The sequence below is a fragment of the Bacillus velezensis genome (assembly GCF_001461825.1).
Classification (GTDB): domain Bacteria; phylum Bacillota; class Bacilli; order Bacillales; family Bacillaceae; genus Bacillus; species Bacillus velezensis.
The window spans coordinates 100447-124234 of record NZ_LLZC01000012.1 but is presented as its reverse complement, the minus strand read 5'-3'; the positions used below and the strand labels follow the sequence as shown (position 1 = coordinate 124234).

Here is a 23788-nt window from a genome sequence, read left to right as displayed (position 1 = left end):
TATTATGATACCATGTAACCAACATTTTTTGACCAGAAATCAAAAACTTTTTGCATAATTTCGGCAGGATTCTGCAATTTTTTAATGGAGTGACACAAATGGAAAAACGAGACGCTCATATCCACACGCCTTTTTGCCCTCACGGCTCGAAGGATGCGCTGAAACAATATGTCGAAAAGGCCCTGGAAAGAGGCTTTGACTCGATCACATTTACAGAGCACGCCCCCCTTCCTCCGTCATTTCAAGATCCCGTACCGTTTCAGGACAGCGCGATGGATCTCAGACAGATGGAGGTTTATTTGGAGCGGCTGTCACAGCTGAAAAAGGAATACGATGGACAAATCAGCATTCTGACTGGGCTAGAAACCGATTTTATCACAGGGTATGAAGAGGAAACCGCGGCGTTTCTGAACACGTACGGCCCCTCACTGGATGACGGCATTTTATCCGTTCATTTTTTGAAGACCGGCCCGTCTTATATATGCCTCGATTTTGACGAGCACGCCTTTCAGCAGCTTGCCGACCGCTTCGGAAGCGTTGAAGCCGTATATGAACAATACTATGAAACTGTGTATTCTTCCATTGTAACACCGCTCGGCCCCTTTAAGCCAAAACGGGTCGGCCATATCACGCTCGTCAAAAAATTCGCGCGCCTTTTCCCTTACAGCATGTCACCTCAAATAAGAGAGCTTGCGGCCCGCTGTCTTGACGCCGTGAAAGAACACGGAATGGAGCTGGATGTGAATACATCCGGGCTCAGAAAGAAGTTTGCCGGGGAAGTATACATGGAGGATTGGATGGCTGAGACGGCGAAGCAAAAAAAAATCCCGCTCATATTCGGGTCGGACGCCCATCAAGCGGAAGATGTCGGCAGTTCCTATGAAACGTACAAAAGCATCATTACTTCATAAGCGCCGCATCAGGCCGTCGGAACACGCTTTCGATCCAGATCTTCACCTCTTCAAAATACCTTTTATAAAAGTACGGTTCATGAGGCTGCATATAGAGCACCTCGGTAATGTATTGAGGCTGAAGATACGGCATCATCAAGAGGGATTTCAATTGCAGAATAAAATGCGGCACGGGCAGCGTCAGCCGTCTGTGGCGTGACTGCCCTTCTTCAATCACCAGCTGGAAAATATATTTTTCTTTCATTAAGTAAGTAGACATAATTTCCCTGATAAGCACGGAATCAATCGTTACTTCCCGATATACAAACCGCGTTAATTGACGGTTATCGTGCTGATAGGATAAAATATCGAAAATCACCCGCAGGATGCGTTCCTGCGCGTCTTCACCGTTCATACTGACGGCGGCTTTTTCCAGCGCTTCAGTATAGCCTTCGTAAAACTCGGAAACTAAATGTTCCATTAATCCGCCTTTCCCTTTAAAATAGTAGGAGATGTGCGCAACATTTACATCAGCTGACTTTGCGATTTCACGGACGGACGTGCCGGAATAACCTTTTTGGTTAAACAGCTGGACAGCGGCGTTAATAATTTTGTCTTTGGTGCTTACTTTCATACGGCTCACCCCTTTATGTGTAACAATTCAAGCAGAAAGGCGCCGTTCCTGTAAGAACTTCTCGACAAATGCCGGCAGAACGGCCGGAACTTTGTTTGATATTATAGAAAAAGTGAGGGTTTTCCATGTTTCATGTCGAAAAACAATCCGGAGATAAAGAAAAAAGTTATCAGCTTCTGCTTAAACAGCTCGAAGCCATGACAGAAGATGAAACGGATGCGATCGCAAATTACGCGAATGCGTCAGCGCTTTTATACCATTCATTACATGAAGTCAACTGGGCGGGGTTTTACTTCGCTAAAGAGGGCGAGCTCGTGCTCGGACCGTTTCAAGGACTTCCTGCCTGTGTGCGCATTCCGTTCGGCAGAGGCGTATGCGGCACTGCCTACTCTAATGGCGACGTGCAGCGGATTGCCGATGTGAATGCGTTCCCGGGACACATCGCCTGTGACGCGGCTTCCCAGTCAGAAATCGTTCTCCCGATCCGCGTAAACGGTGAAGTGATCGGTGTGCTGGACATTGACAGCCCCGTGAAAAACCGTTTTGATGAAACGGACGAAACCTATTTAGCAAAGTTCGTTGAAACGCTTGAAAAACGATTAGGATAAAAAAAGGAGCCCGGCCGGCAGGCCGGCTCCTTTTTTATGTCGTCGTGCTGTTTTGATGGATGATCAGCCGGTTTTTGCCGTTCCGTTTGGCGATATAAAGCGCCTCATCCGCTTGCTGAACGAGCAATTTCAACGGCATCGGGCCGGACTTTGACCAGCAGGAAACGCCGCAGGAAATCGTCACGCGCGGCTCGGTGTTTTCCCGGATGGCGCGAACCAGCCTTTTAGCGATGCGTTCTCCGGATGACACGTTGATATTCGGCAGATAGACAGCCAGCTCCTCGCCCCCCCACCTTGCAGCGACATCATGCTCACGAATATGGTTCTTCATAACGGAGGCCACCTGAATCAGGATCGAATCTCCCGTTTGATGACCGTATGTATCATTAATATTTTTGAAATTATCGATATCAACGAGGATGAATACACCCCGTTTATGAATTTTCATGCTGTATTGAATTTTCTCATCCAAATAGGTTCTTGAATACAGCTCCGTCAGCTGGTCTGTCTGAACAAGATGCTCAAGCCTGTCGCGCAGCATGGAGTTCGTGACCGCCAATGTCGCATGGTGAATGAGCGCTTGAAAAAGCTTATACATTTCAAACGTAAAAGCATACAAATCCTTTTTCAATAAAATCGCGAACCCGAAGACGGTGTCATTTTCGATCATCGGCACCGCCATCAGCGAGCCGTAGCCGTTTTCGCCGAATACAGTCTTTCCGCTGCCGATAAACACGCCCTTTTCTCCCTCGAACAGCTTTTCTTTCACAATGCTGATATAAGGGTTCGCACGTTCTGTCTTAAAAAAAGCGGTATGTCCCGGAAGCAGATTTTGCGTCTCAAAATGATCAATATGAAAAAAAGCCACTTCTTCCGCATGAAACGATTGGGTCATAATGGCGGCGAGCTCCCTCATCGTATCAGTGAGTCTGAGGCGCTGATTCAGCTGGCGCGATGTTTCATTAATGAGCTCCAGGTTCGCAATGCTTTTTTTCGATTGCTCATAGAGCTGCGCATTTTCAAATGCTTTTCCCGCTGCGCCCGCAAGCAGCAGCATTTCACTGAGAGTACTGCACGAAAGAACGGCATCCTGCAGCCCCTCCGTCTTCAGAACCCCGTAAGTCCCCTGCTGGCCTTTGATCGGCAGATAAGCAGATGACCTGCCTTTTCTGAGCAGTCTCCCCGATAAATAAACCTTCAGGGCAGACGGATCGGCATCTTTTCCTTCCATATGTAATTCTTTTGCGGGAAGCTGTCTGTCCGTATCCTGATCCTGCGTGATAAACAGTGAAAAACGGAAAGACCGGAAAGCCGTACTCAAACTTGCCTGCAGTTTTTCCAAAACCTCATTTTGGTCCAAAAGCGAATGGAACATTTCTGTCATTCTGTGAATTTTCCGCTGATGCTTCGTTTTGTCAAACAGCCCGCTTTGTCTCACAGATTGATTAATAAACTGAGTAACGATCTCAGGCAATGATTCCGGGATCGGCAGCCCGCCTTCCGAGCACAGATAAAAGGATCTGCCGGACGTCTGATTCCTGATCATAAAACGGCCGTCGCTCTCTTTCAGCGGAGCATAATGCGGTTCATCTTCTGTTTTTATGGTGAAACGTGTTGATTCTGCCGGTGAAAGGGTCAATGAAAGAGATGTAAAGCAGGATTCTAGAGCTGAGGCCAGCCATAACAGCGAGTCGGATAATGAGACGGATTCAGATTTCGTTAAGAAAAAAGAAAGCATTTTCTGATGAAAGGCCGTCACTTCATCAATTGTTTGTTTTTTCATTTTTATCACCTAAACATGTACTACTCATTTTTGTACATTATATCATAAACCGGCACTCTTCATGGAGAAATGGTTGACGGCGGCGGGGAAAAATCATATAATGTTCTTTGTGTGAAATATTGCAGCCTTTTTGTTCAGCTTCTGTGTTTGCATTTTGTTCCTTAGCTGTAAGGTGTATCGTGTAACTCTCTGCTGCTGGAGCGAGGATACATGAAAACAAAATGTGCACGGTCGGATCGAACAGACGGTTTTTATTTTCCACAAAATAAAACCAAAGGAGGAGTCACATTATGGCTCGCTATACAGGTCCATCTTGGAAACTGTCTCGCCGTTTAGGAATCTCTCTTAGCGGTACAGGTAAAGAATTAGAAAAACGCCCTTACGCACCAGGTCCCCACGGTCCGGGACAGCGTAAAAAACTATCAGAATACGGTTTGCAATTGCAAGAAAAGCAAAAACTTCGTCACATGTACGGTGTAAACGAACGTCAATTCCGCACATTGTTTGACAAAGCTGCAAAAATGACTGGTAAACACGGCGAAAACTTCATGATTCTTTTAGATGCACGTCTTGATAACGTTGTGTACAAGCTCGGTCTTGCGCGCACTCGCCGTCAAGCACGCCAATTAGTTAACCACGGTCACATCCTTGTTGACGGAAGCCGCGTTGACATTCCGTCTTACCAAGTAAAACCTGGTCAAACAATCGGTGTTCGCGAAAAATCAAGAAACCTTTCTATCATCAAAGAATCTGTAGAAGTAAACAACTTCGTTCCTGAGTACCTTACTTTCGACGCTGAAAAGCTTGAAGGTACATTCACTCGTCTTCCAGAGCGCTCTGAGCTTGCTCCGGAAATTAACGAAGCGCTTATCGTTGAGTTCTACTCCCGTTAAGTAAAACGCTCTTTAAAGAGCATTGGATTAAACCCCGGACATGTTGTAATGACAATGTTTCCGGGGTTTTTCTTTTGGGCTGTCAGAATAATGGACAGATGCTCCCTCTCTTTATTAAAAAAAGCCCCTGTCCGGGGCTTTTTTTATGTGCCTACTGGCTTTTCAGCTACATGTACATTAGAAACCCCCATTTGACAAGCAGAAGAAATTTTCCACATAATAAATCACCATACCTTACAAAAAGGAGAGACGAAATGAACAGCATCCCCTCTATCGTCAGCAAGCACAAAGCCTATTTTGCGGCGGGGCATACGAGACAGCTAGAATCGAGACTGAACATGCTGCAAAAGCTGAAACAAGCCATCAAAACACAAGAAGCCGATATAACAGCCGCTCTCTATCAGGATCTCCACAAATCCGAACAGGAGTCGTACACAACAGAAATCGGAATTGTACTGGAGGAAATCAGTTTTGTGATGAAGCGGCTTGGGAAATGGATCAAACCGAAACGAGCCAAAACGCCTCTGACTCACCTAGGCTCCAAGAGCATCATCATCCCTGAGCCGTATGGAACCGTTTTGGTGATTGCGCCTTGGAACTATCCCTTGCAGCTGGCGCTTTCACCCTTGATTGGAGCCATTGCGGCCGGAAACACAGTCGTTCTTAAACCGTCAGAATATACGCCGGCGGTTTCCGCTGTTCTTTCCAAACTCATCAGCAGCGTTTTTCCGAGTGACTATGTCGCTATGGCGGAGGGCGGACCCGACGTCAGCACTGTGTTATTACAGCAGCCCTTTGACTATATTTTCTTCACCGGAAGCGTTGCCGTGGGAAAAATCGTCATGGAGGCCGCCGCCAAACAATTAATTCCCGTTACCTTGGAGCTCGGCGGCAAAAGTCCCTGCATTGTCCATAAGGATGCTGATATACAGCTTGCCGCCAAACGCATCGTCTTCGGGAAATTTACAAATGCAGGGCAAACCTGCATCGCACCGGATTATTTATTTGTCCACCAAGATATCAAAACGAAGCTCACAGAAGAAATGAAGCGTTCGATCAGCGAATTTTACGGCCCTCAGCCTGAACAAAATCCGCAGTACGGCAAAATCGTCAGTGAACGCCACTATCAGCGGCTGCTCAGCTTTCTGCATGATGGCATCCCGCTCACAGGCGGACAATCTGATCCCGCTCATCATAAAATTGCGCCGACCATTCTCGAACAAGTGAGGGATGACTCTCCAGTGATGCAGGAGGAGATTTTCGGGCCGATTCTTCCGCTCTTTACATACCGTGATATCGGGGAAGTCATTGAGAAAGTCCAATCACGCCCAAAGCCGCTCGCCCTGTATCTCTTCACCACAAACAAAGAAACTGAGCGCGCTGTTTTAGAGAATCTGTCGTTTGGCGGAGGCTGTGTCAATGATACGTTAATGCATGTTGCGACGCCGTATTTGCCATTCGGCGGCGTCGGGGAAAGCGGCATCGGCAGCTATCACGGATTTGACAGCTTTAACACGTTTACGCACAAAAAAAGCGTCGTCAAACAAACGAACCGCTTCGACTTCGCTTTCCGTTATCCTTCTTCCAAAAACGGGCTGCGAATGATTAGGAAAATACTTAAATAAAAAAGCGCAGAGTATCTGCGCTTTTTATAAATCCTCTATACACCAATTAATCGGTTCGTCTCTTAAATTAAACCTATTTTTAAAAGTTCAAATCGAAGTCTAATAGTAAAAATGAACCAACCCAACTGTAGGAAAGGTTAATCCTCATCACCCTGGTGAGTCCTATAATAATTCTCAGCAGTGTAGATATTCCATTCCCAAAAACTTGATCCCTGAGATAAAATATACCTATCTAAAAATATCTCAAAATTAAGTTGCATTGGTTCATACTCGACAAATCCGTGGAACCATAAATAGTTTGGATCTGTGGATATTTTGGTTTTGTCAATTAACAAATAACATCCGTCTAACAGATGTGCGACGGGAATAAACTGAGGCTTTAAAAAACCATTTTGCATATACTTTTCAATCTCTTCTAAATTAAGAATATGCAACCCCCCACCTACATTCTCACCGTAAATCAACAAATCAAATATTCTGGCTCCGTTATGCAATTTTAAAAAGGTTTTATAATCTTCAGGAAGTGAGACTTTTATTTTCTTCTCAAAACTCTCAATCTCCAGATCTGTTGCACCTTTAGAAAAAGTACATTCTGTTTCTAAAAGAGTTCCTTCATTCCCTAAAATTTTTAAGCGGCCTTTTTCATCAATTAATTCTTTTAGACCTTGGAGCGTTTTTTCAACAAAAACTGCCATTGAGCCACCTCTTACTTATTAATATTTATCCCTCCAAGGATTTAATAGATTTTGGTGCATATCACGAGGGAGAGGATACAAATTATTAAAGTTATTTTTTCCCCCATACTTTAGCGGAAGCACATGGTGAATATCGAATGAACTCCAATTCCACTTCGGATCACCGTATGTGTCGATGTACTTCTTTATATAGTTACCTCGATCCGTTCTGCTATCCCATTTAGCTCTTTTATCGACAGGTACAGCCGGGAAATTTGCTTTAGCCGGTAAGGGCATTGTTTTTTTGCTGTGAGTATTTATTATCTCTGGATACAGCATTGCTATTTTATTCGCAAGAGCAGGAGCCAATGTTCCAGTTGAAGTATCAGGAAGTGAACCTTTCCAGCCGGCTATCGAAGTATGTTGGGACATAAAAAACTTTGTCTTTTTAGGATAATACGACTTTGAATATGATTTACCTGCTTTAATATCCTTCCCTAAAAATTCTCTATTATGGAGAAAAACCCTTCCATATTTTCCGCTATAAGTGTTACTTTCATATAATCGTTTTTTCCTTCTCCCCACCGCTTCTTTCCGGGTTCCTCCTGTTGTGGCACTTTAAACAGATCGTTTTATGATTATCAAGATCAAATGCCCCGCTTGGATCATCTCTTAATGTGATGAGATTGTGGACCGTATTTGTCTCCTATTAATCCACGACGACGTCACTCACAACACAAATAGCCGTCCCTAATTAGAACGGCTTTTTTTACCCGCTTCCAGCGTGCTGTATTATAGATTTTGTCTAACTCATCACGTTGCCTTGCCATGCTTATTCCTTTTCTGATTTACCTGAACAGACTACACACGATAAACAGAAGAACGTGAGCGAAATAAACCATGACGTCTCAAATGGGTGCGCATAAATTGTTTCCATGCTCTATCTCCTTTACTCAACATAATAAAAGCTTCTGTGGATAGCGGTTTGGGTGTTGGCATCCTTTCAGCCGCACACCTTAGATTCTTTCCTAATTCCTCAAAGGCTTAATTAATTGTTTTCATGTAATCCCTCCAATCATATTCTTTCTAAACTGCCCCCCGTCCTCAGACTGTTAACCGCCATTCGTATTTCCGAGATTTATTGGAAGCAGTTTGCAGAGAATATAAAAAAGCAGGCTTAAACACCTGCTTTCCCAGTTAGCTATTAGGCAAGTCGATTTTTGTTGGGCTACTTGTCCAAGGTTTACCCATCGGCTTTTTATGTGCTTTATCTTCAAAAAATTGAGTTGTAGTATATTGATACCATGAGTTAGTCATTGCACCTTTTTCATACAAATCATATTTGTAATAAGCATCAGGGATTCGTTCTTTGGTCCAGTAAGCAAACAAGACACCTGCAGCCTTAGCACCCCATCCAAGCCCAGGAATTGTTCCAAATAAAGATCCCACTAAGGTGACTGCATTTTTAGACTCTTTTGTATGACCAGACACCGTTCCAACATACTTATATCCTGCCTTTGGTTTCGCGGCCATTGTTGTGAATGTATCTGTCGCTGATGAATTTTGAGTGCCATTTGCTATCTCTGCTTTCTTTTCATCAAAATCATAGTTCAAACCTTTTTGTACTTCACCGTCCACTTTAACAGTATGATCTTTTGCATTAAGCACAGCTTTGTGTTTCTCACCTTGTTTAGCGTATTGAATCTCCACTAGTTTGCCGTCATCCTTAATTACTTCACTTGTGATTTTAAAATCCTTATTTAACTGTTCATAGGAAGGTGCTTGAATGCTTTCAGCAAACGCAGAACTTGTTGGTAAAACTGTACCTGAAGCGATTGACGCAGCCAAAACCCCGGCCAAAAATTTTTTCCTTTTCACTTACTAATCCCCCTTAACGCACCCTAAGAATCAGCCCGACTGACTAACTGTTTGACTTTATACGCGATAACAGCAAGATAAATTACGATAATACAAATCAACGCACCTGTTCCAAAATTAGTTTGCGAAAATAAGTAAACACTTACCCCACCGAAAATAATGTACATAATAATGTCAAAGATAATTTTCTTATTAGTCATTTTGATTTCTCCAATCTGCATAATTCCGGGTGCTTGTTTTTAAGTACACCCACATTTTATAAAATATTAAATATTTTTTCTACTTGCAACTTTCTAACAATTTGTTTTTTTCTTGTACTAGCTGTAAAGATAATGATTTATTAAAAACATGTTAACACATTATTAGAGGCGGAAAAATGGTAGAGCATAATAAATGATTCTTATTAACTACATGGAAACAAAATCAGTAAATATCAACGACTGATTTACCGGAAGCAGTTTACAGAGAATATAAAAAAGCACCATCCCGTAGAATGATGCCAACTGTCCAATGCCTATCCTTTAGATTCTTCTTTAGATTCTTTTTTAGATTCTTTTTTAAACTCTTCCATTACTTCGTCTAATAACAACTTAAAACCCCGCTGCTGTTCATAATATCTCTTACTTTTAGTTGTGAGCCACCCCCACGTCCCAAACATTATAAGAGTCATAATAATACTAAAATAAAATATTGGCGAAACTAGTTGCATTCCAATTTCAATAATAGTATTAAGGATGTCTCCAGGATTTATCTTATTTTCTTTATCCTTTTGTAACATAGTGTTGGAAAAACTATTAGTAGTATTGAAATAGAAAGTGAACATAACAACAAAGACACTAAGCACTGCGGCAAGAGCTGATGTAAGTAATGTAAAAGGAATAGTTGTAAGAGAGCTTAGATCATTTGAAACATTGAGATTCGAATCTAATCTATTAACCATCAGTTTCAATTGCTCTTCACTGTGATCTCTTTTTAATGCTTCTTTAACAACTTGCTGAATGGTCAGATTTTCTTTATAGGGTTTCCCGTATCTTTTTTCTAGGTATTTCGATATTTCTTTCGCTTCCATCAACGAATGGTTTTGCATATTATCACCTCAATCCCTTTTATCGGCAAAAGAGCATGACAATGAAACCATTTACGAAATTTGTCGAACGAAAGTTCTTTTCATAAATTAGTCTCAAGTAAGACAAAAATGCTTTTTTTATAAAATAAGTATCGACACGTATAAATAATATGTCTCTTAATATATATGAAGGGAGGGAAACATGAAGTCTTCAAGAGATATCATAAAGATACTTACAAAAGATGGGTGGTATTTAAAGCGGGTTGTTGGTAGTCATCACCACTTTAACATCCAACCAAACCGGGCACGGTAACAGTCCCACATCCAAAAAAGACTTCAAACCCAGCACACTAAATTCTATACTTAAACAACCCCCTTGTAAGGAGGTTTTATATATATGGCAAAGTATTTATTTCCGGCGATTTTTGATGCAGGAGAAAACGGAAGCGACGGCTACACAATTACCTTTCCCGATTTACCCGGCTGCATTTCAGAAGGCGAGAACGTGGATGATGCTATGATCATGGCAAAAGATGCGCTCGAAGGCTTTCTATATGGCATGGAAGAAGACGGCGAAGACATCCCTTCCCCCTCCGCTCCAAAATATATCAAAGTGCCGGCAACCGGTTTTGTTGTTATGGTAAGCGCCTGGACAGATATTGTCCGTGATGAAATGGAAAACAAAGCGGTGAAAAAGACACTTACTGTACCTAAATGGCTGGCGGAAGCAGCAGAAAAAGAAGGTGTAAACTTTTCGCAGCTTCTTCAATTTGCATTACGTGAGCGGCTTGGCATTAATAAAAGATCATCATAAAAAAGACAGCCTGTTAAGCTAAACAAAAAGGCTGTCATTTGCTCTATTTTTCATTTTTAAGAGGGATCGTTCAATATTCTTTTGGACGGTTCCTTTTTTTATATTGAGTAAAGCAGCTATTTCTTCATAAACATATTTTGCACAGCGTGCATGATAAAAATATCTTTCTCGGGGTCTGTCAGTACAGATAAAGATCGCTATTCTTTCCCTGTTCCAATCGCTTGCCTCTCCATCAGGGTCCTGAACGATTGCATATTCTTCCGGCAGCGCATCAATTAAACGCGGATCAGAAAGGATCGTCCTTTTATACGCATCCCTGCGATCAGCACCACGGCGGGCGCCGGGTTGTCTTCCGTTCTGCAGCCATTCGATTGTATTCAATGTCGCTTATCATGCCGCCAATAATCTTTTTATCGCTGTTTTGTTCAGCGGTTAAGAGACTGTCAGCAACCTCCGATAACTGCCGGTACATCTTTCAATGCGCTTTTATATTCAATGATTAAATCTTACATATGTTTCCTCCTGTTTAATTCCCCTTAAATAAGCCGCTTCCGGAAAACAAAAAAACGGACACCAATCAGAGCACAGTAATTCTGTACAATGATCAGTGTCCGCAGGCTTTCCGTCTTGGACTTGTATCCAATTAAACAATTCTCCTTCGTCCCATTTAACGCGGGTGATCTTGCCATGATTTGTAATTATCTTTGTTTCCCTGTATGTGGGGAGCGGAGCCATCCTTGCAGCTCCATTGGATAGAATAACCGCAAAGTAACCGTACTGTGTCGTGTCTATGACAAGTTTATCTCTTTATATGATCTAAACTGATTAATCTCATACTGTTTCCTCCTTTAAATCCGTTGTTCGTATACCAACAAATAAGCGTTCATCCCGTCTTTAAATTTCTCTTGTAAATAAAAATTCAGCACCTCTTCCGAATCCTGCAGCCGCACCGTTTTTTTTCTCGCACACCAAAAATTCGATCAGCAGGATAAGTGAGTAATAATTGTTTCGGAGCGCTGCTTCATACCAATCTCTAATCGTCAAAACGCCGCTCCAAGTTGACAAAAAGCCCGTACTCTTTGATGAACACGAGTGAAACAGTTCCGACCGGGCCGTTTCGCTGCTTGCCTATTTGATCTCAATAAATTTTTGCTCTCACTTTCCTTGTCGTAATAATCATCCCGATAAAGAACCCCAATGACATCCGCGTCCTGTTCAATGTGTCCCGATTCTCTTATGTCTGACATCATCGGTCGTTTATCCTGCCGCTGTTCAACGCCCCGTGAGAAAGCTGACTGAGAGCAATCACGCTAATATCCAACTCTCGGCTCATGTGTTTTTAACATGCGGCGGCACTTAATTCAATCGTTCCTTGCAAGAGAATAAAAAAGCACCCAATCCGGGTGCTTCATACATTAAAATCATCGTCCTTCCTTCTTCCATCACACCATACTCAGCTGGGGTTCGAATAATTCATAGTGAATGGATTCCGGCGGTGTATTGAATTCAGAAATCAGCTTTTTCATTTCTTTAATGAACGACGGTGATCCGCACAGGTAAAAATCAGCATCTTTATCTGTCATCACTTCTTCTAACAGCTGTTTGTCAATCCGGCCTTCCCGAAAACGAATGTTTTCTGAACGGTCTTGTTCGGACGGCTCGCTGTAAATAAAGAGGGTGTCAACGGATGAGTGTTCCGCGGCTTCTTCTGCTTCATGCCGCAACGCATGATACTCTCCGCTCCTTGCCGCATGGATAAAGAGAACGTTTCGCTGCGGCTGGGTTTTGGCAACCGTCTTTAACATGCTGATCATCGGGGTAATTCCGACACCGGCACTGATGAGAACCAGATTCTTTTTAGAATCAGGGTCTAATACGAAATCCCCGGCCGGAGCGCTGATCTCAATTGAATCCTTTTCGTGTAATTGGTCATGCAGATATGAGGAAACAACCCCTTCTTTTTTCACGGAAATCCGGTAATAATCCTCACCGGACACGTCGGATAAGCTGTACTGGCGGATATGCGTATATCCCGTGTCCGGAATGTATACTTTTACACTGATATACTGCCCCGCTTTGAATTCGGGGAGAACTTGTCCGTCTTCCGGTTTTAAATAAAACGACGTTATCTCCTTGCTTTCTTTTACCTTTTTATCAATTGTAAACGCCTTATAGTCTTTCCAGCCGCCTTTTTGCGTTTCCGCTTGTTCGTACATGTCCTTCTCAATTCCGATAAAAGCGTCTGCAATGACGCCGTATGCTTTTTCCCATGCCTGAATGACCTCAGGAGCGGCCCCGTCTTTTAGCACATCCTTTATCGCGATTAACAAGTACTTTCCAACGATTGGGTAATGCTCGGGCTTAACACCGATACTCCGGTGCTTATGGCTGATTTGTTTGACGACGGGGACTATGTTTTCCAGCCGGTCAATATTGGCTGCGGCCGCGATCACAGCATTCGACAAGGCCGTACGCTGTGTTTTTTTCTTTTGATTTGTCTGATTAAAGATATTCAGCAGCTCAGGGTGATGCTGAAACAGCAGGTCATAAAACCGGCCTGTGATTTCTTCACCATGCTCTTCTAAGACCGGCACTGTGCTTTTAATGGTTTCAATCGTTTTTTCATCGAGCATTCTGAAATCCCCCTAAAGATGTATGCATCTCGATTGACCTGAGAAAAGAATCGTTTTTGAATTCTTTTTTATAGATTTCCCCGCTCAAAAAGGGTTAGCCATTCCAATTTGAGGCGGATTCAGGAAAAATCAGAAAAACGAAATTGCATATGAAAAATTGTGGACTTGCCATGGGGTACTTGTCCGATGCAAAATCCTCCTTGTCAGCATTTAATAAAGTACGGGAGGTGAGATGAATGGGTAAAAAATCGAAAGTGTATTACTGTGACCCTAAGTATATTGTGACTGACAAGTATACTGACAAAGAAGTGGTTTACGTCCATCCCATCAAACACATTAACAGAGAGCATATCCGTTATGTTCCCCGCCACGTTTATCAGGAAGAAACAATTCACGAAGTCATTGATCCGGGAGATCCGGGGAAATGCGGGTGTAAAAAGAATAAAAAAAGACACAAAAAGTAATTGGTTCGATTTCTTGCCTTATCTCAGGTTAAACACGTAAGTTTCAGCAGACCTCCGTACCTTTTGGCTCCTCTTTTTCAGAGGGGTCTTTTTTTCACAAGCAAATACGTTGTGAGGCGGCAATCCGCCTGATATTCTTGTCATATACAAATTCACAGGGGGCATGATGTATGAGCAAAAAAATCGCAGTTCTGATGACAGATCAATTTGAGGATATTGAATATACAAGCCCGGCGGAAGCATTTAAAGAAGCGGGCCACAGTGTGGTGACAATAGATTTGGAAGCAGGGAAAGAAGTGACGGGCAAGCACGGTGAGAAAGTAAAGATCGATCAAGCGATCTCAGACGCAGACGCCAAGGAATTCGATGCGTTATTGATTCCCGGAGGCTTTTCACCGGATCTTCTGCGCGGAGATGACCGCCCGGGTGAATTCACTAAAGCATTCGTGGAAGATCAGAAACCTGTTTTCGCGATCTGCCACGGCCCGCAGCTGCTGATTGATACCGACCTTCTTAAAGGAAAAGATATCACGGGATTCCGCAGCATCCGCAAAGACTTAATCAATGCCGGCGCAAATTATAAAGATGAAGAAGTCGTCGTGAGCCATAACATCGTAACGAGCAGAACACCTGACGATTTGGAAGCCTTTAATCGTGAATCATTGAACCTGCTGAAATAAGAGAAAAAAGCACAGACCCGTTCAGTCTGTGCTTTTTTTATGGATTTATAAAGAAACACCAATAGTTAGACCTATTCTCTTCCCCATCCATAATAAGTAAAATTAAGAGTGGGTTTTTCGACACTCGACAGGAGGTTCGCTATGTGGATGATCATTTTGCTGCTTATCATTTTAATCGGTTTTACCGGTAATATCATCTCGCTTTTGAGAGCGCAAAGACACGCATCTCAAAGAATAATTGAGCTTTTAGAAAAGCAAAGCCGAAAATAATCTGTTAGCGCTGTGTTACCCATAATAGTAATAATAATTCCGGCAGATTTCCTGAAATATGATTTGATGCCCTTTCTCGTTCGGATGAAGACCTTCTGACATGCACATGCTGCGGAAAGCGGGATTATACGGGTCGATGAGATCTGTATCAAACAGGTCGGCATACGGTACAGAGAGGAGTGTGCAGGCTTCTTTTTGGGCTTTCACATAGTCAGCCAGCTTCAGGCCCAGTTTATTTTTATCAGTATCACGGCGGACGATTTTTCCTTTTGATATTTTTGCTTGTCTCGTTGGGGTCACCACAATGATGCTCGCGCCTTTATTTCCGCTCCGCAGCTGCTGGATCACTTGGCAGAAGCCTCCGTAAAATGTGGTGATATCCTTTTCATCTGTGCCGATGGGAATGTGGTTGCACCAATCATCATCTGTTCCCTGGACAATGATGACATCATGTCCCTTTGTTTTAAGCGCCTGCTGATAAATGTTACCGCTTCCGTTGTTGCTCATGTTAACGCCGCTGACAGACAGATTGGTTATTTCAGCGTTTGTCCGGTCTTTCAGAATGTCACCAAAGCCGTATTCCGCACGCAGCCCCCGGGCGACGCTGTCACCTAAGATCGCGATTTTTGAAGCCTTCCGCAGCCTGCTTATGCTGATGAAGTCAATGCTGATATGCCCGCTGTCCGTGATATGCAAAAGCTTGCTGCTTATGTTTGGCAAAGAGACTGTCTTTCCTTCAGAGTTATAAAAATCCTCATTCAGCTTCATTCGGCGTCATCCCTTCCTTTTTATCCTCCGGCATCTTTTTTGACATAAAAAACGGACACGAACAAACAGCGCCATGTTGTCAGTTCAGTGTCCGCAGATGATGATACCGGATCTTTTATGCAGTTCTCTTGCCATTATAGCAGATCCCCGTTACTTGTAATAGAGTCTGCAGTCAGCATTTAAAACAGCGTTTGCGGGTACGTTTTTGATGAGACCGTCTGCTGCGGGAACGGTGTGTCCGGCGATGCGTCCGTCTTCTGCTGCGGGAACGGTGTGTCCGGTGATGCGTCCGTCTTCTGCTGCGGGAGCGGTGTGTCCGGTGATGGCTCCGTCTTCTGCTGCGGGAACGGTGTGTCCGGTGATGCGTCCGTCTTCTGCTGCGGGAACGGTGTGTCCGTTTTCTGCTGCGGGAACGGCGCGAACATTTTTTAGAAACCGGTTCTTGGTATAAATACTCCCCTAAACCTTCTCTTTCCGCAACGGCAACTCCATGTTCAATTTCTTTAACAGAAATAGCGTTCAATTCTGTTCACCTCCCTTTTTCTTTACAACATAACGTATGAAATGAACCCCTCACGTGTATAAGCTTCTCTCTCATATGAGCGAGAAATAGTCATTTATACAACAAAAAGACCCGTGGGAACGGGCCTTTTGCCGGGAACAAACGCAAACATAAGATCGATTTATTTCTTCCTCTCGCTCTCCGGCTCGGGGTGAATCATTACCTGTGCTTGTTTGAATTCATTCGTAATATCCCTTTCAATGCGGTCACACAGGTCGTGCACGTCTTTAATCGTCACGTGAGAGGCTACGACCAGGTGAAAATCAATATACTCCTGCGGGCCGGAGCGTCTTGTACGAAAATCGTGAATTTCAATAAATTCCTGTTGAAATGTTTCAATAATCTTTAAAATTGTTTTTTCTTCCTCTTCCGACAAACGGGTATCAATCAGCGGCGGGAATGCTTCTTTCATTAACTTAAACGCTTCATATATGATATACACCGCCAGCACCATACCTATAATGGGATCAAGTATGTACCACTCCGTTACGGTAACGACCAAAAGGCTTGCCGCTACGCCTAATGATGTGTACACGTCAGTCAGTAAATGCAGGGCATTTGATTTCATTGCCACGGAATTAACCTTTTCGGCTTCTCTTTTTACGAACTTCGAAACGATCAAATTAATGAGAGCCCCCGCAAGCATCACAACAATGCCCAATACGGGCAGATGAACCGGCGCCGGGTTGACCAGTTTTTGAACGCATTCATATATCATCCAAATCCCTGCCGCAAAAATCAGAATCGTCTCGATAGTCCCCGACAGATTCTCGACTTTTCCATGACCGTACGGATGCCCTGTATCAGCCGGCTTTTTTGAAATCCTGACGGAGATAAAGGCAATGAAGGCGGCGATCAAATCTAAAAAAGAATGAATGGCTTCAGAAAGTATCGCGACAGATCCGGTTATTATCCCCACCACTATTTTGAGCATGACGACCAGGGAATTGCTTATAACCGATAAAAAAGCGATTTTAGAGGTGTTTTCCACCGTGATCCTCCTCTTTTTAACTTCTTGAATTTATCGTATCAAACGGCATTCGTGTGGGTCTACGGCAACGTTTTTCACAAAAGCCATACATGTAACTCACCATAAACTAAGTTGGAAAGCGACAAAACAGGCGCACCTTTCTTTCAGCACTCAAGTCCCATTGACAAGATATAATCGCTTACATTATAGTAGTTTCATGAATAACCACTACGGAGGATGTTTATGGAGGATGTTCTGAAAGAATTACAGAAGTTTGGATTTTCTCAATATGAATGTAAAGCATATATCGGCTTGTTGAAACACTCGCCTGTTACCGGATATGAAATCAGCAAAAGGTCAGGCGTCCCCCGCTCAATGATCTATGAAGTATTGGGGAAATTAGTTGATAAAGGCGCTGTCCATATTGTGCCGTCTGATCCGGTTACATATGCCCCGCTGGCCGGAAAGGAATTAATCGACCGGCTCCGGCACGATTTCGAGAGCTCATTCGGCTACCTTGAGGAAAAGTTATTGGCTCTGGAAAGCGAGCAGGAGATGAATGTCATCCGCCGCATCAGCACGAATGATCATGTCATCAATGAGATGAAGGATATGATTGAAAAAGCCGAGGAAGAGTTGTGGCTGTCTGTCTGGGAACAGCAGATTCCCTTTATTCAAGAAGCCGCTAACAAACGCGCCGCCGAACAATTGCCCGTCTTTTCGATTGTGTTCGGCCCTCCGGAAGTGAAGCTCGGAAATACGACAAATCATAATATGTCTCCTGAAGTGGCGGAGAAACGGATGGGCGGAAGATTAACGATAGCTGCCCGCGATAATAAAGAAGTCTTAATCGCCAATTTTTCTCCGCAGACGAATGCCTGGGCCATTAAATCAGAAGATCCCGCTCTCGTTCTCGTGGCCATGGAATATATGAGGCACGATCTGATGTTCGCGGAGCTTGTGAAAGAAGTAGGGGCTGAAAAAGTTGAGGGCCTGATGAAACAAAACCATTCGTTATTTCATGTCGTCACCGGAAATCGGTTCATATAAATGTGAACCGTATTTTCTTTGATTTTTTCATTAGTCGTTATCATTATAATCTCTATGAAAGGAGTATAAAAAATGATTAACACAGAAGTGCAAAAAACCGCCGTTTCCCGGGAAATGAACGATACGTTTTTACAGGGGGTGCGGGATTGTGTGCCTACGCTGCTGGGCTATATGAGCATCGGTTTTGCTTTCGGCATCGTTGGCGTTGCCTCTCATCTAAGCATTCTTGAAATTTGTTTGTTATCTTTGTGTGTCTATGCCGGCGCCGCCCAATTTATTATTTGCTCGCTCCTTGTTTCCGGGAGTCCGATTTCCGCCATTATTTTAACGACGTTTATCGTCAATCTGCGGCACCTTCTGCTGAGCCTGACCATCGCACCGTATTTCACGAAATACTCTTTGGCGAAAAATATCGGCTTCGGGGCTTTGCTTACTGACGAATCTTTCGGGGTAGCGGTGAACAAAGCGGCTCAGAACGGCAGGTTATACGATAAGTGGATGAACGGTCTCAATATAACCGCTTACGTGTGCTGGGTTATTTCCTGCGTGATGGGCGGGCTTCTCGGACAATGGATATCTGATCCTTACGCGCTCGGCCTGGACTTTGCTTTGCCCGCTATGTTTGCGGCGCTGCTTGTGCTGCAATTGCAGTCGTCCGCTTCGGAAAAGCTGAAGCACAGCCTCTCCTTAATTCTCTATATGATCATTTTTATGGTCTTGTTATCGTATTTCGTCCCGTCACACATCGCGGTTATCGCCTCAACCGTGATTGTGGCAACGATCGGGGTGGTGACGGACAAATGAGCATCAGCACACAAATGATCTGGATTATACTCGGCTGCATGATTGTTACACTTGTGCCGCGCATTGTTCCGTTTATATTTGTCCGGAACATTCAGATGCCTGAGTTGGCTTTAAAATGGCTCTCCTTTATTCCGCTTTGTATTTTGACGGCTCTGGTAACGGAAAGCATGATTGTGAAAACAAACAGCGCTCTGACCTTTGATTGGAAAGCAATGATCGTTCTCATCCCGACATTGCTTTGCGCGATGCGGACAAAAAGCTTATCCATCACGGTCATCACAGGAGTCGTGCTGATGGCCGCCGTCAGGCTGATATGGTGACAATCAAAAGCCTCCATTCCGCAGAATGGAGGCTTTCCCTTTATGATGTCGGATTTTCTTCTTCCGTCTCTGATTCCTCGGCTTTGGCTTCGGCATTTATGCTTTGCTGCTGTTCCCAATGATCCCGCTGCAATCTTTCTTTTGCGATGGTAAACATGAAATTCACGGCGCAGCACCCCTTCCCTGTTTTGCTTATACTATGTACTGTACTCATTTCCCCGTGCAGTATTCACAAAACATAAAAAAGCAGCCTGCCGCATTGAGCGGCCGGACTGCTTTTTATTTTCAGTACGTGATCAGGAAGTATTTTTTCTTTCCGCGGCGCAGTACGGTAAATTGATCTTCAATGCGGTCTTCCGCAGTCAGAAGATGCCCGATGTCCGTCTGGCGCTCGCCGTTAATGTAAACAGCTCCGTTTTGAATGTCTTCGCGGGCCTGCCGTTTTGAAGGCGACAATTTAGATTCCACAAGCACGTCTACTAAAGACAGTTCTTCAGAGCGGTCTTTTTCAAACGAAGGTACATCTTTAAATCCTACCTTGACGTCTTGAGCGGAAAGCTCTTTAATATTGCCGCTGAATAGCGCCTGGGAGATATGAACGGCCTGCTCAAGCGCTTCGCGGCCGTGTACAAGAACAGTCACCTCTTCGGCGAGACGTTTCTGCGCTTCTCTTTTCTCAGGAGCCGTCTCCGTTTTTTCAGCATAAGCTTCAATTTCCTCTTTTGACAAGAAAGTAAAGTATTTTAAGTATTTGACGACGTCGCGGTCATCTGTATTGATCCAGAACTGGTAGAATTCGTACGGCGATGTTTTTTCTTTATCAAGCCAAATGGCGCCGCCTTCCGTTTTGCCGAATTTCGTGCCGTCAGCTTTTGTGACGAGCGGAATGGTAAGACCGAAAGCTTTCGCCCCTTCTTCTTCTGATTTTCTGATCAGTTCAAGACCGGCCGTGATGTTGCCCCACTGGTCACTGCCTCCGATTTGGAGTTTGCAGTTCTTTTCTCTGTACAGATTCAGAAAATCGTAGGATTGCAGGATCATGTAGCTGAATTCTGTGTAAGAAATTCCGGTTTCAATTCTTGAGCTTACAGTATCTTTCGCAAGCATGTAGTTAATTCCGAAGTTCTTTCCGACGTCACGGAGAAATTCAATAATGCTCAGCTTTCCGATCCAATCAAAGTTGTTCGCTATGACAGCGGGGTTTTCTCCGGCCTCGAAATCTAAAAATCGGGAAAGCTGATTTTTAATTTTTTGCGACCATTCGACAACGATATCCTGAGTATTTAACGTACGCTCCGCTTTTTTGCCGCTCGGATCGCCGATCAGTCCCGTCGCGCCGCCTACAAGCGCAATCGGATGGTGGCCTGCAAGCTGGAAACGGCGCAGTGTCAATATCGGCAGAAGGTGTCCGATGTGCAGGCTGTCAGCCGTCGGGTCAAACCCTGAGTATAAACGGATTTTTTCTTCGTTCAGCTGTTTATTCAGTCCTTCTTCATCCGTCATTTGCTGGATTAAGCCGCGGAATGATAAATCCTCTAATAAGTTAGTCATTTTGTCTGCTCCTTTGTTTATGAAAATAAAAAACGCCCCTTCGTTTAAAACGAAGGGACGATATAATCGCGGTACCACCCTACTAATAAAAACATAAAAAAAGCTTTTATCACTCTTTTTGATAACGGACCGTGTCCGCTCTTTCACTACTGAAAGCCTTGGAATGGCTTTGTTCGCAAAAGCGGTTCATGAGTGTATTCGGCATATCTTATGTGCTGATTTTCACCGGCCATCAGCTCTCTTGAACAATCAGATACCCTACTTGTCTCAATCAAAACCTTTTCGTATGAAGCTTACTCATTTTTAACATAAATAAGATACGATGTCAACGCCGTCTTTAATCTTCCATTGTGGACAGGTCGCCTGCCGGCAGGTTCAGCTCCCATGCCTTCAGCACACGTCTCATGATTTTTCCGCTCCGTGTTTTTGGAAGTTTATCTTTGAATTCAATTTCCCGCGGTGCGGCATGCGCGGCAAGCCCCTGTTTTACAAAGAGGCGAATGTCCTCCTTCAGCTGATCGGATGGCTCATGCCCTTCTCTGAGCGCGATAAACGCTTTAATAATTTCTCCCCGGACAGGGTCCGGCTTTCCGATAACGCCGGCTTCGGCAATCGCCGGATGTTCAACAAGTTTGCTTTCGACTTCAAACGGGCCGACGCGCTCGCCGGATGTCATGATGACATCATCGACTCTGCCTTGGAACCAGAAATAACCGTCTTCATCCATATAAGCAGAATCTCCGGAAACATACCAGCCGCCCGGCATGAAATAAGAATCATATTTCTCTTTGTTATTCCAAATGGAATCCATCATCGACGGCCAGCCCTTTTTAATGGCGAGATTTCCCATTCGGTACGGCGGAAGCTCATTTCCCTGATTGTCAACGATCGCCGCTTCCACTCCCGGAATCGGTTTCCCCATTGAACCCGGCTTGATCTCCATGCAAGGATAATTGCAGATGAGCTGACCGCCCGTTTCTGTCATCCACCATGTGTCGTGGATGCGCTTGCCGAATACTTTATGTCCCCACTTGATGACCTCGGGGTTCAAAGGTTCTCCGACACTCAGGACGTGACGAAGTGAAGTAAGGTCAAATTTGGATGCCATTTCATCTCCGGCGCCCATAAGCATTCTGAAAGCCGTCGGAGCGCTGTACCAGACGCTGACACCGAGCTTCTCAATCGTGCCGTACCAGTTTTCCGGACTGAATCTGCCGCCGACGATCACATTCGCCGCTCCGTTCAGCCACGGCGCAAATATCCCGTACACCGTCCCGGTCACCCAGCCCGGGTCCGCAGTGCACCAGTAAATATCGTCTTCTTTAAGATCAAGCACCCACTTGCCGGTCTGGTATTGCTGAATCATGGCTTCATGAACGTGGAGCACACCTTTGGGCGTTCCGGTAGATCCTGATGTGTAGTGAAGCAGGTAGCCGTCTCTTCTGTCCATCCATTCAATATCAAGTCTCGTGCTTTCTCCCTCAGCCGCTTTATCATAATGGATGATTTTATCTCCCGCTTCTTTGCTGCCGCCGACAATGAAAATATGCTCGAGGTCGGGCAGGCTGTCCGCCGGAATCCGTTCGGCCAGTTCAGGTGTCGTCACGACAACCTTTGCCTGGCTGTTCAAGAGGCGGTCTTTGACGGCGCCTTCCATAAACGCTTCAAATAAAGGACCGGCGATCGCACCGATTTTAATTGCGCCGAGCATGATAAAGTAAAGCTCCGGCGAACGCGGCATGAAAATAAAAACGCGGTCCCCTTTTTCCACGTTTCCATACCGTCTCAGTACATTTCCCGCCCGGTTCGATTCCTCCATCATTTCTTTAAATGTGTATTTTTCATCCCGGTTTGCGTCCTTGTAATACAGCGCTACTTTGTTTTTTCCAAATGATTCGGCATGACGGTCAATTGCTTCATACGCCGCATTCAGCTTCCCCGTCTGATGCCAGGAAAACTCCGCTTCGACCTCTTTCCAATCGAAGCTGCGGTACGTTTCCTCATAATTTCGCAGATGATAATTCCCCTTTTCCGCCGGCAACGCTTTCAAATTCATGCAACATCCCCCTTTGCTTATCTATAGACTAATTATAGTAGATGTTCACAGTTTTCTCAATTTTTAAAATATAAATTACAACACTATTGAAAACGCTTTATATTTTGTTATGCTTAAGAGAGATGTGTTTTTATTAAGAACCGACAGGCGGTGAATCAGTGAAACATCATAAAACGTACCATTCTTCATTAATTCAGACAGCAGCCGGCCCTCTTTTAGTAGAAGGGCCCGTTCCTCCAGATGACCTAGCACAGTATGAGTTTCATGAAGGCCTGACAGCCTTTCGCCTTCCTCATGAACAGCACAAAGCGTTAATCGAGATCGCCGGGCTTCCTGAAGGTCGGATCATTATCGCCAGGGACGGACAGACGATTATCGGCTATGTGACGTATTTATATCCTGATCCGCTTGAACGGTGGTCTGACGGAAATATGGAAGACCTCCTTGAACTCGGGGCGATCGAGGTCGCTCCCGGCTACAGGGGCTGTTCTGTCGGAAAAACGCTGCTGACAGTCAGCATGATGGATGAACAGATGGAACGGTACATCATCATGACGACGGAATATTACTGGCATTGGGATTTAAAAGGAATGAAAAAAGATGTGTGGGAATACAGAAAGATCATGGAAAAGATGATGAATGCCGGGGGTCTTGTCTGGTTCGCAACGGATGAACCGGAAATCAGCTCTCACCCGGCCAATTGTCTGATGGCCCGCATCGGCAGGCACGTCAGTCAGGAGTCAATTGAACAGTTCGACAGGCTTCGTTTTTATCAGCGATTTATGTATTGACTGA

The 23788-nt window shown here is 44.3% G+C and carries 29 protein-coding genes, 3 pseudogenes and 1 other annotated feature; of the genes and pseudogenes, 13 read left to right on the top strand and 19 right to left on the bottom strand.

Going from position 1 to position 23788, the window contains the following annotated elements; translation table 11 throughout:
- The first annotated feature begins 98 nt into the window (after nucleotides 1-98).
- A complete protein-coding gene (hisJ, locus tag AR442_RS04840) occupies nucleotides 99-911 on the top strand; it encodes a histidinol-phosphatase HisJ (RefSeq protein ID WP_014418635.1) in 813 nt (270 codons plus the stop codon).
- On the opposite strand, the gene refZ is transcribed toward hisJ, so the two are convergent.
- Nucleotides 901-1524, bottom strand: a complete 624-nt coding sequence (gene refZ, locus AR442_RS04835) for a forespore capture DNA-binding protein RefZ (RefSeq protein WP_007408038.1) — start codon at nucleotides 1522-1524, stop codon at nucleotides 901-903. The genes hisJ and refZ overlap by 11 nt on opposite strands.
- A gap of 125 nt (nucleotides 1525-1649) precedes the next feature.
- Between refZ and AR442_RS04830 the strand changes: the two genes are divergently transcribed.
- Nucleotides 1650-2132 (top strand): GAF domain-containing protein, encoded by a 483-nt coding sequence (locus AR442_RS04830; RefSeq protein ID WP_007408037.1) that lies wholly within the window; start codon nucleotides 1650-1652, stop codon nucleotides 2130-2132.
- Between the two features lie 34 nt (nucleotides 2133-2166).
- On the opposite strand, the gene AR442_RS04825 is transcribed toward AR442_RS04830, so the two are convergent.
- Nucleotides 2167-3915, bottom strand: coding sequence for a sensor domain-containing diguanylate cyclase (locus AR442_RS04825; protein WP_014418636.1), 1749 nt, complete (start codon nucleotides 3913-3915; stop codon nucleotides 2167-2169).
- Between the two features lie 290 nt (nucleotides 3916-4205).
- Between AR442_RS04825 and rpsD the strand changes: the two genes are divergently transcribed.
- Both rpsD and AR442_RS04815 read left to right on the top strand, forming a co-directional pair.
- Nucleotides 4206-4808: a 30S ribosomal protein S4 gene (gene rpsD / locus AR442_RS04820; protein ID WP_003152406.1), complete on the top strand. Its 603-nt coding sequence runs from the start codon at nucleotides 4206-4208 to the stop codon at nucleotides 4806-4808.
- A 254-nt stretch (nucleotides 4809-5062) separates the two neighbouring features.
- Nucleotides 5063-6433, top strand: a complete 1371-nt coding sequence (locus tag AR442_RS04815) for an aldehyde dehydrogenase (protein ID WP_053284947.1) — start codon at nucleotides 5063-5065, stop codon at nucleotides 6431-6433.
- Nucleotides 6434-6570: 137 nt separating this feature from the next.
- Here the strand turns inward: AR442_RS04815 and AR442_RS04810 are convergent, their stop codons facing one another.
- From AR442_RS04810 to AR442_RS04795, 5 genes are all read right to left on the bottom strand, one after another.
- Nucleotides 6571-7128 (bottom strand): SMI1/KNR4 family protein, encoded by a 558-nt coding sequence (locus AR442_RS04810; RefSeq protein WP_014418638.1) that lies wholly within the window; start codon nucleotides 7126-7128, stop codon nucleotides 6571-6573.
- Nucleotides 7129-7146: 18 nt separating this feature from the next.
- On the bottom strand, nucleotides 7147-7692 hold the full coding sequence (locus AR442_RS04805; RefSeq protein WP_014721671.1) for an HNH endonuclease signature motif containing protein: 546 nt from the start codon (nucleotides 7690-7692) through the stop codon (nucleotides 7147-7149).
- A 612-nt stretch (nucleotides 7693-8304) separates the two neighbouring features.
- On the bottom strand, nucleotides 8305-8985 hold the full coding sequence (locus AR442_RS04800; RefSeq protein WP_014418639.1) for a hypothetical protein: 681 nt from the start codon (nucleotides 8983-8985) through the stop codon (nucleotides 8305-8307).
- 23 nt (nucleotides 8986-9008) lie between these two features.
- Nucleotides 9009-9185 carry a hypothetical protein gene (locus AR442_RS21030; RefSeq protein ID WP_017418372.1) on the bottom strand — a complete coding sequence of 59 codons (177 nt, stop codon included), beginning with the start codon at nucleotides 9183-9185 and terminating at the stop codon, nucleotides 9009-9011.
- Nucleotides 9186-9499: 314 nt separating this feature from the next.
- Complete coding sequence (locus AR442_RS04795) at nucleotides 9500-10072, bottom strand: hypothetical protein (RefSeq protein WP_017418373.1); 573 nt, start codon at nucleotides 10070-10072, stop codon at nucleotides 9500-9502.
- Nucleotides 10073-10253: 181 nt separating this feature from the next.
- Here AR442_RS04795 and AR442_RS21065 point away from each other — a divergent pair, with 181 nt between their 5' ends.
- Together AR442_RS21065 and AR442_RS04790 are read left to right on the top strand one after the other, a co-directional pair.
- Complete coding sequence (locus AR442_RS21065) at nucleotides 10254-10364, top strand: type II toxin-antitoxin system HicA family toxin (protein ID WP_101287773.1); 111 nt, start codon at nucleotides 10254-10256, stop codon at nucleotides 10362-10364.
- Nucleotides 10365-10448: 84 nt separating this feature from the next.
- On the top strand, nucleotides 10449-10865 hold the full coding sequence (locus AR442_RS04790; protein ID WP_014418641.1) for a type II toxin-antitoxin system HicB family antitoxin: 417 nt from the start codon (nucleotides 10449-10451) through the stop codon (nucleotides 10863-10865).
- A gap of 18 nt (nucleotides 10866-10883) precedes the next feature.
- Here the strand turns inward: AR442_RS04790 and AR442_RS04785 are convergent.
- The 5 genes and pseudogenes from AR442_RS04785 to hmpA all read right to left on the bottom strand — a co-directional run bounded on the left by AR442_RS04785 (nucleotide 10884) and on the right by hmpA (nucleotide 13498).
- A pseudogene (locus tag AR442_RS04785) lies at nucleotides 10884-11365 on the bottom strand (sigma-70 family RNA polymerase sigma factor).
- Nucleotides 11358-11600, bottom strand: coding sequence for an XtrA/YqaO family protein (locus AR442_RS21060; RefSeq protein WP_014418643.1), 243 nt, complete (start codon nucleotides 11598-11600; stop codon nucleotides 11358-11360). Before AR442_RS21060 ends, AR442_RS04785 begins: the two are co-directional and overlap by 8 nt.
- Before the next feature lie 159 nt (nucleotides 11601-11759).
- The gene (locus AR442_RS20605; protein ID WP_014418644.1) at nucleotides 11760-11930 is read right to left on the bottom strand and encodes a hypothetical protein; all 171 of its coding nucleotides are present in this window, start codon (nucleotides 11928-11930) and stop codon (nucleotides 11760-11762) included.
- A pseudogene (locus AR442_RS19795) lies at nucleotides 11899-12204 on the bottom strand (DnaB-like helicase C-terminal domain-containing protein); the annotation flags it as partial. The gene AR442_RS20605 and the pseudogene AR442_RS19795, both read right to left, overlap by 32 nt.
- Nucleotides 12205-12307: 103 nt before the next feature.
- A complete protein-coding gene (gene hmpA, locus AR442_RS04770; RefSeq protein WP_014418645.1) occupies nucleotides 12308-13498 on the bottom strand; it encodes an NO-inducible flavohemoprotein in 1191 nt (396 codons plus the stop codon).
- A 236-nt stretch (nucleotides 13499-13734) separates the two neighbouring features.
- On the opposite strand from hmpA, the gene AR442_RS04765 reads away from it, so the two are divergent.
- The 3 genes from AR442_RS04765 (at nucleotide 13735) to AR442_RS20970 (ending at nucleotide 14912) form a co-directional block, all read left to right on the top strand.
- Nucleotides 13735-13962 carry a hypothetical protein gene (locus AR442_RS04765; protein ID WP_007613133.1) on the top strand — a complete coding sequence of 76 codons (228 nt, stop codon included), beginning with the start codon at nucleotides 13735-13737 and terminating at the stop codon, nucleotides 13960-13962.
- A gap of 170 nt (nucleotides 13963-14132) precedes the next feature.
- A complete protein-coding gene (locus AR442_RS04760) occupies nucleotides 14133-14642 on the top strand; it encodes a type 1 glutamine amidotransferase domain-containing protein (RefSeq protein WP_014418646.1) in 510 nt (169 codons plus the stop codon).
- 141 nt (nucleotides 14643-14783) lie between these two features.
- Nucleotides 14784-14912, top strand: a complete 129-nt coding sequence (locus AR442_RS20970) for a hypothetical protein (protein WP_014721673.1) — start codon at nucleotides 14784-14786, stop codon at nucleotides 14910-14912.
- Nucleotides 14913-14927: 15 nt separating this feature from the next.
- Here AR442_RS20970 and AR442_RS04755 read toward each other — a convergent pair whose 3' ends face one another.
- The 4 genes and pseudogenes from AR442_RS04755 to AR442_RS04745 form a co-directional block, all read right to left on the bottom strand.
- Nucleotides 14928-15680: an SGNH/GDSL hydrolase family protein gene (locus AR442_RS04755; protein WP_014418647.1), complete on the bottom strand. Its 753-nt coding sequence runs from the start codon at nucleotides 15678-15680 to the stop codon at nucleotides 14928-14930.
- 179 nt (nucleotides 15681-15859) lie between these two features.
- A complete protein-coding gene (locus AR442_RS20430; protein WP_032863536.1) occupies nucleotides 15860-16105 on the bottom strand; it encodes a hypothetical protein in 246 nt (81 codons plus the stop codon).
- A 47-nt stretch (nucleotides 16106-16152) separates the two neighbouring features.
- Nucleotides 16153-16203 (bottom strand): annotated as a pseudogene (locus AR442_RS21055) (hypothetical protein); the annotation flags it as partial.
- A 160-nt stretch (nucleotides 16204-16363) separates the two neighbouring features.
- Nucleotides 16364-17233, bottom strand: coding sequence for a cation diffusion facilitator family transporter (locus tag AR442_RS04745; protein ID WP_014418648.1), 870 nt, complete (start codon nucleotides 17231-17233; stop codon nucleotides 16364-16366).
- 222 nt (nucleotides 17234-17455) lie between these two features.
- Here AR442_RS04745 and AR442_RS04740 point away from each other — a divergent pair, with 222 nt between their 5' ends.
- The 3 genes from AR442_RS04740 (at nucleotide 17456) to AR442_RS04730 (ending at nucleotide 19386) form a co-directional block, all read left to right on the top strand.
- Nucleotides 17456-18262, top strand: coding sequence for a TrmB family transcriptional regulator (locus AR442_RS04740; protein ID WP_007408765.1), 807 nt, complete (start codon nucleotides 17456-17458; stop codon nucleotides 18260-18262).
- A gap of 72 nt (nucleotides 18263-18334) precedes the next feature.
- Nucleotides 18335-19066, top strand: a complete 732-nt coding sequence (locus AR442_RS04735; RefSeq protein ID WP_014418649.1) for an AzlC family ABC transporter permease — start codon at nucleotides 18335-18337, stop codon at nucleotides 19064-19066.
- A complete protein-coding gene (locus tag AR442_RS04730; protein WP_007408767.1) occupies nucleotides 19063-19386 on the top strand; it encodes an AzlD domain-containing protein in 324 nt (107 codons plus the stop codon). The genes AR442_RS04735 and AR442_RS04730 overlap by 4 nt, the downstream gene beginning before the upstream one ends.
- Nucleotides 19387-19426: 40 nt before the next feature.
- Here the strand turns inward: AR442_RS04730 and sr7p are convergent, their stop codons facing one another.
- The 3 genes from sr7p to acsA form a co-directional block, all read right to left on the bottom strand.
- A complete protein-coding gene (gene sr7p, locus AR442_RS20965) occupies nucleotides 19427-19552 on the bottom strand; it encodes a small protein SR7P (RefSeq protein WP_007408768.1) in 126 nt (41 codons plus the stop codon).
- A gap of 119 nt (nucleotides 19553-19671) precedes the next feature.
- Entirely contained in the window at nucleotides 19672-20937 is a 1266-nt protein-coding gene (gene tyrS, locus AR442_RS04725; RefSeq protein WP_007613147.1) for a tyrosine--tRNA ligase, read from the bottom strand.
- Nucleotides 20938-20987: 50 nt separating this feature from the next.
- Nucleotides 20988-21221, bottom strand: a binding site (T-box leader).
- A 53-nt stretch (nucleotides 21222-21274) separates the two neighbouring features.
- Nucleotides 21275-22993 (bottom strand): acetate--CoA ligase, encoded by a 1719-nt coding sequence (gene acsA / locus AR442_RS04720; RefSeq protein ID WP_053284948.1) that lies wholly within the window; start codon nucleotides 22991-22993, stop codon nucleotides 21275-21277.
- A 158-nt stretch (nucleotides 22994-23151) separates the two neighbouring features.
- Here acsA and AR442_RS04715 point away from each other — a divergent pair, with 158 nt between their 5' ends.
- Nucleotides 23152-23784: a GNAT family N-acetyltransferase gene (locus AR442_RS04715; RefSeq protein WP_014418651.1), complete on the top strand. Its 633-nt coding sequence runs from the start codon at nucleotides 23152-23154 to the stop codon at nucleotides 23782-23784.
- The last annotated feature ends 4 nt before the right edge of the window (nucleotides 23785-23788 follow it).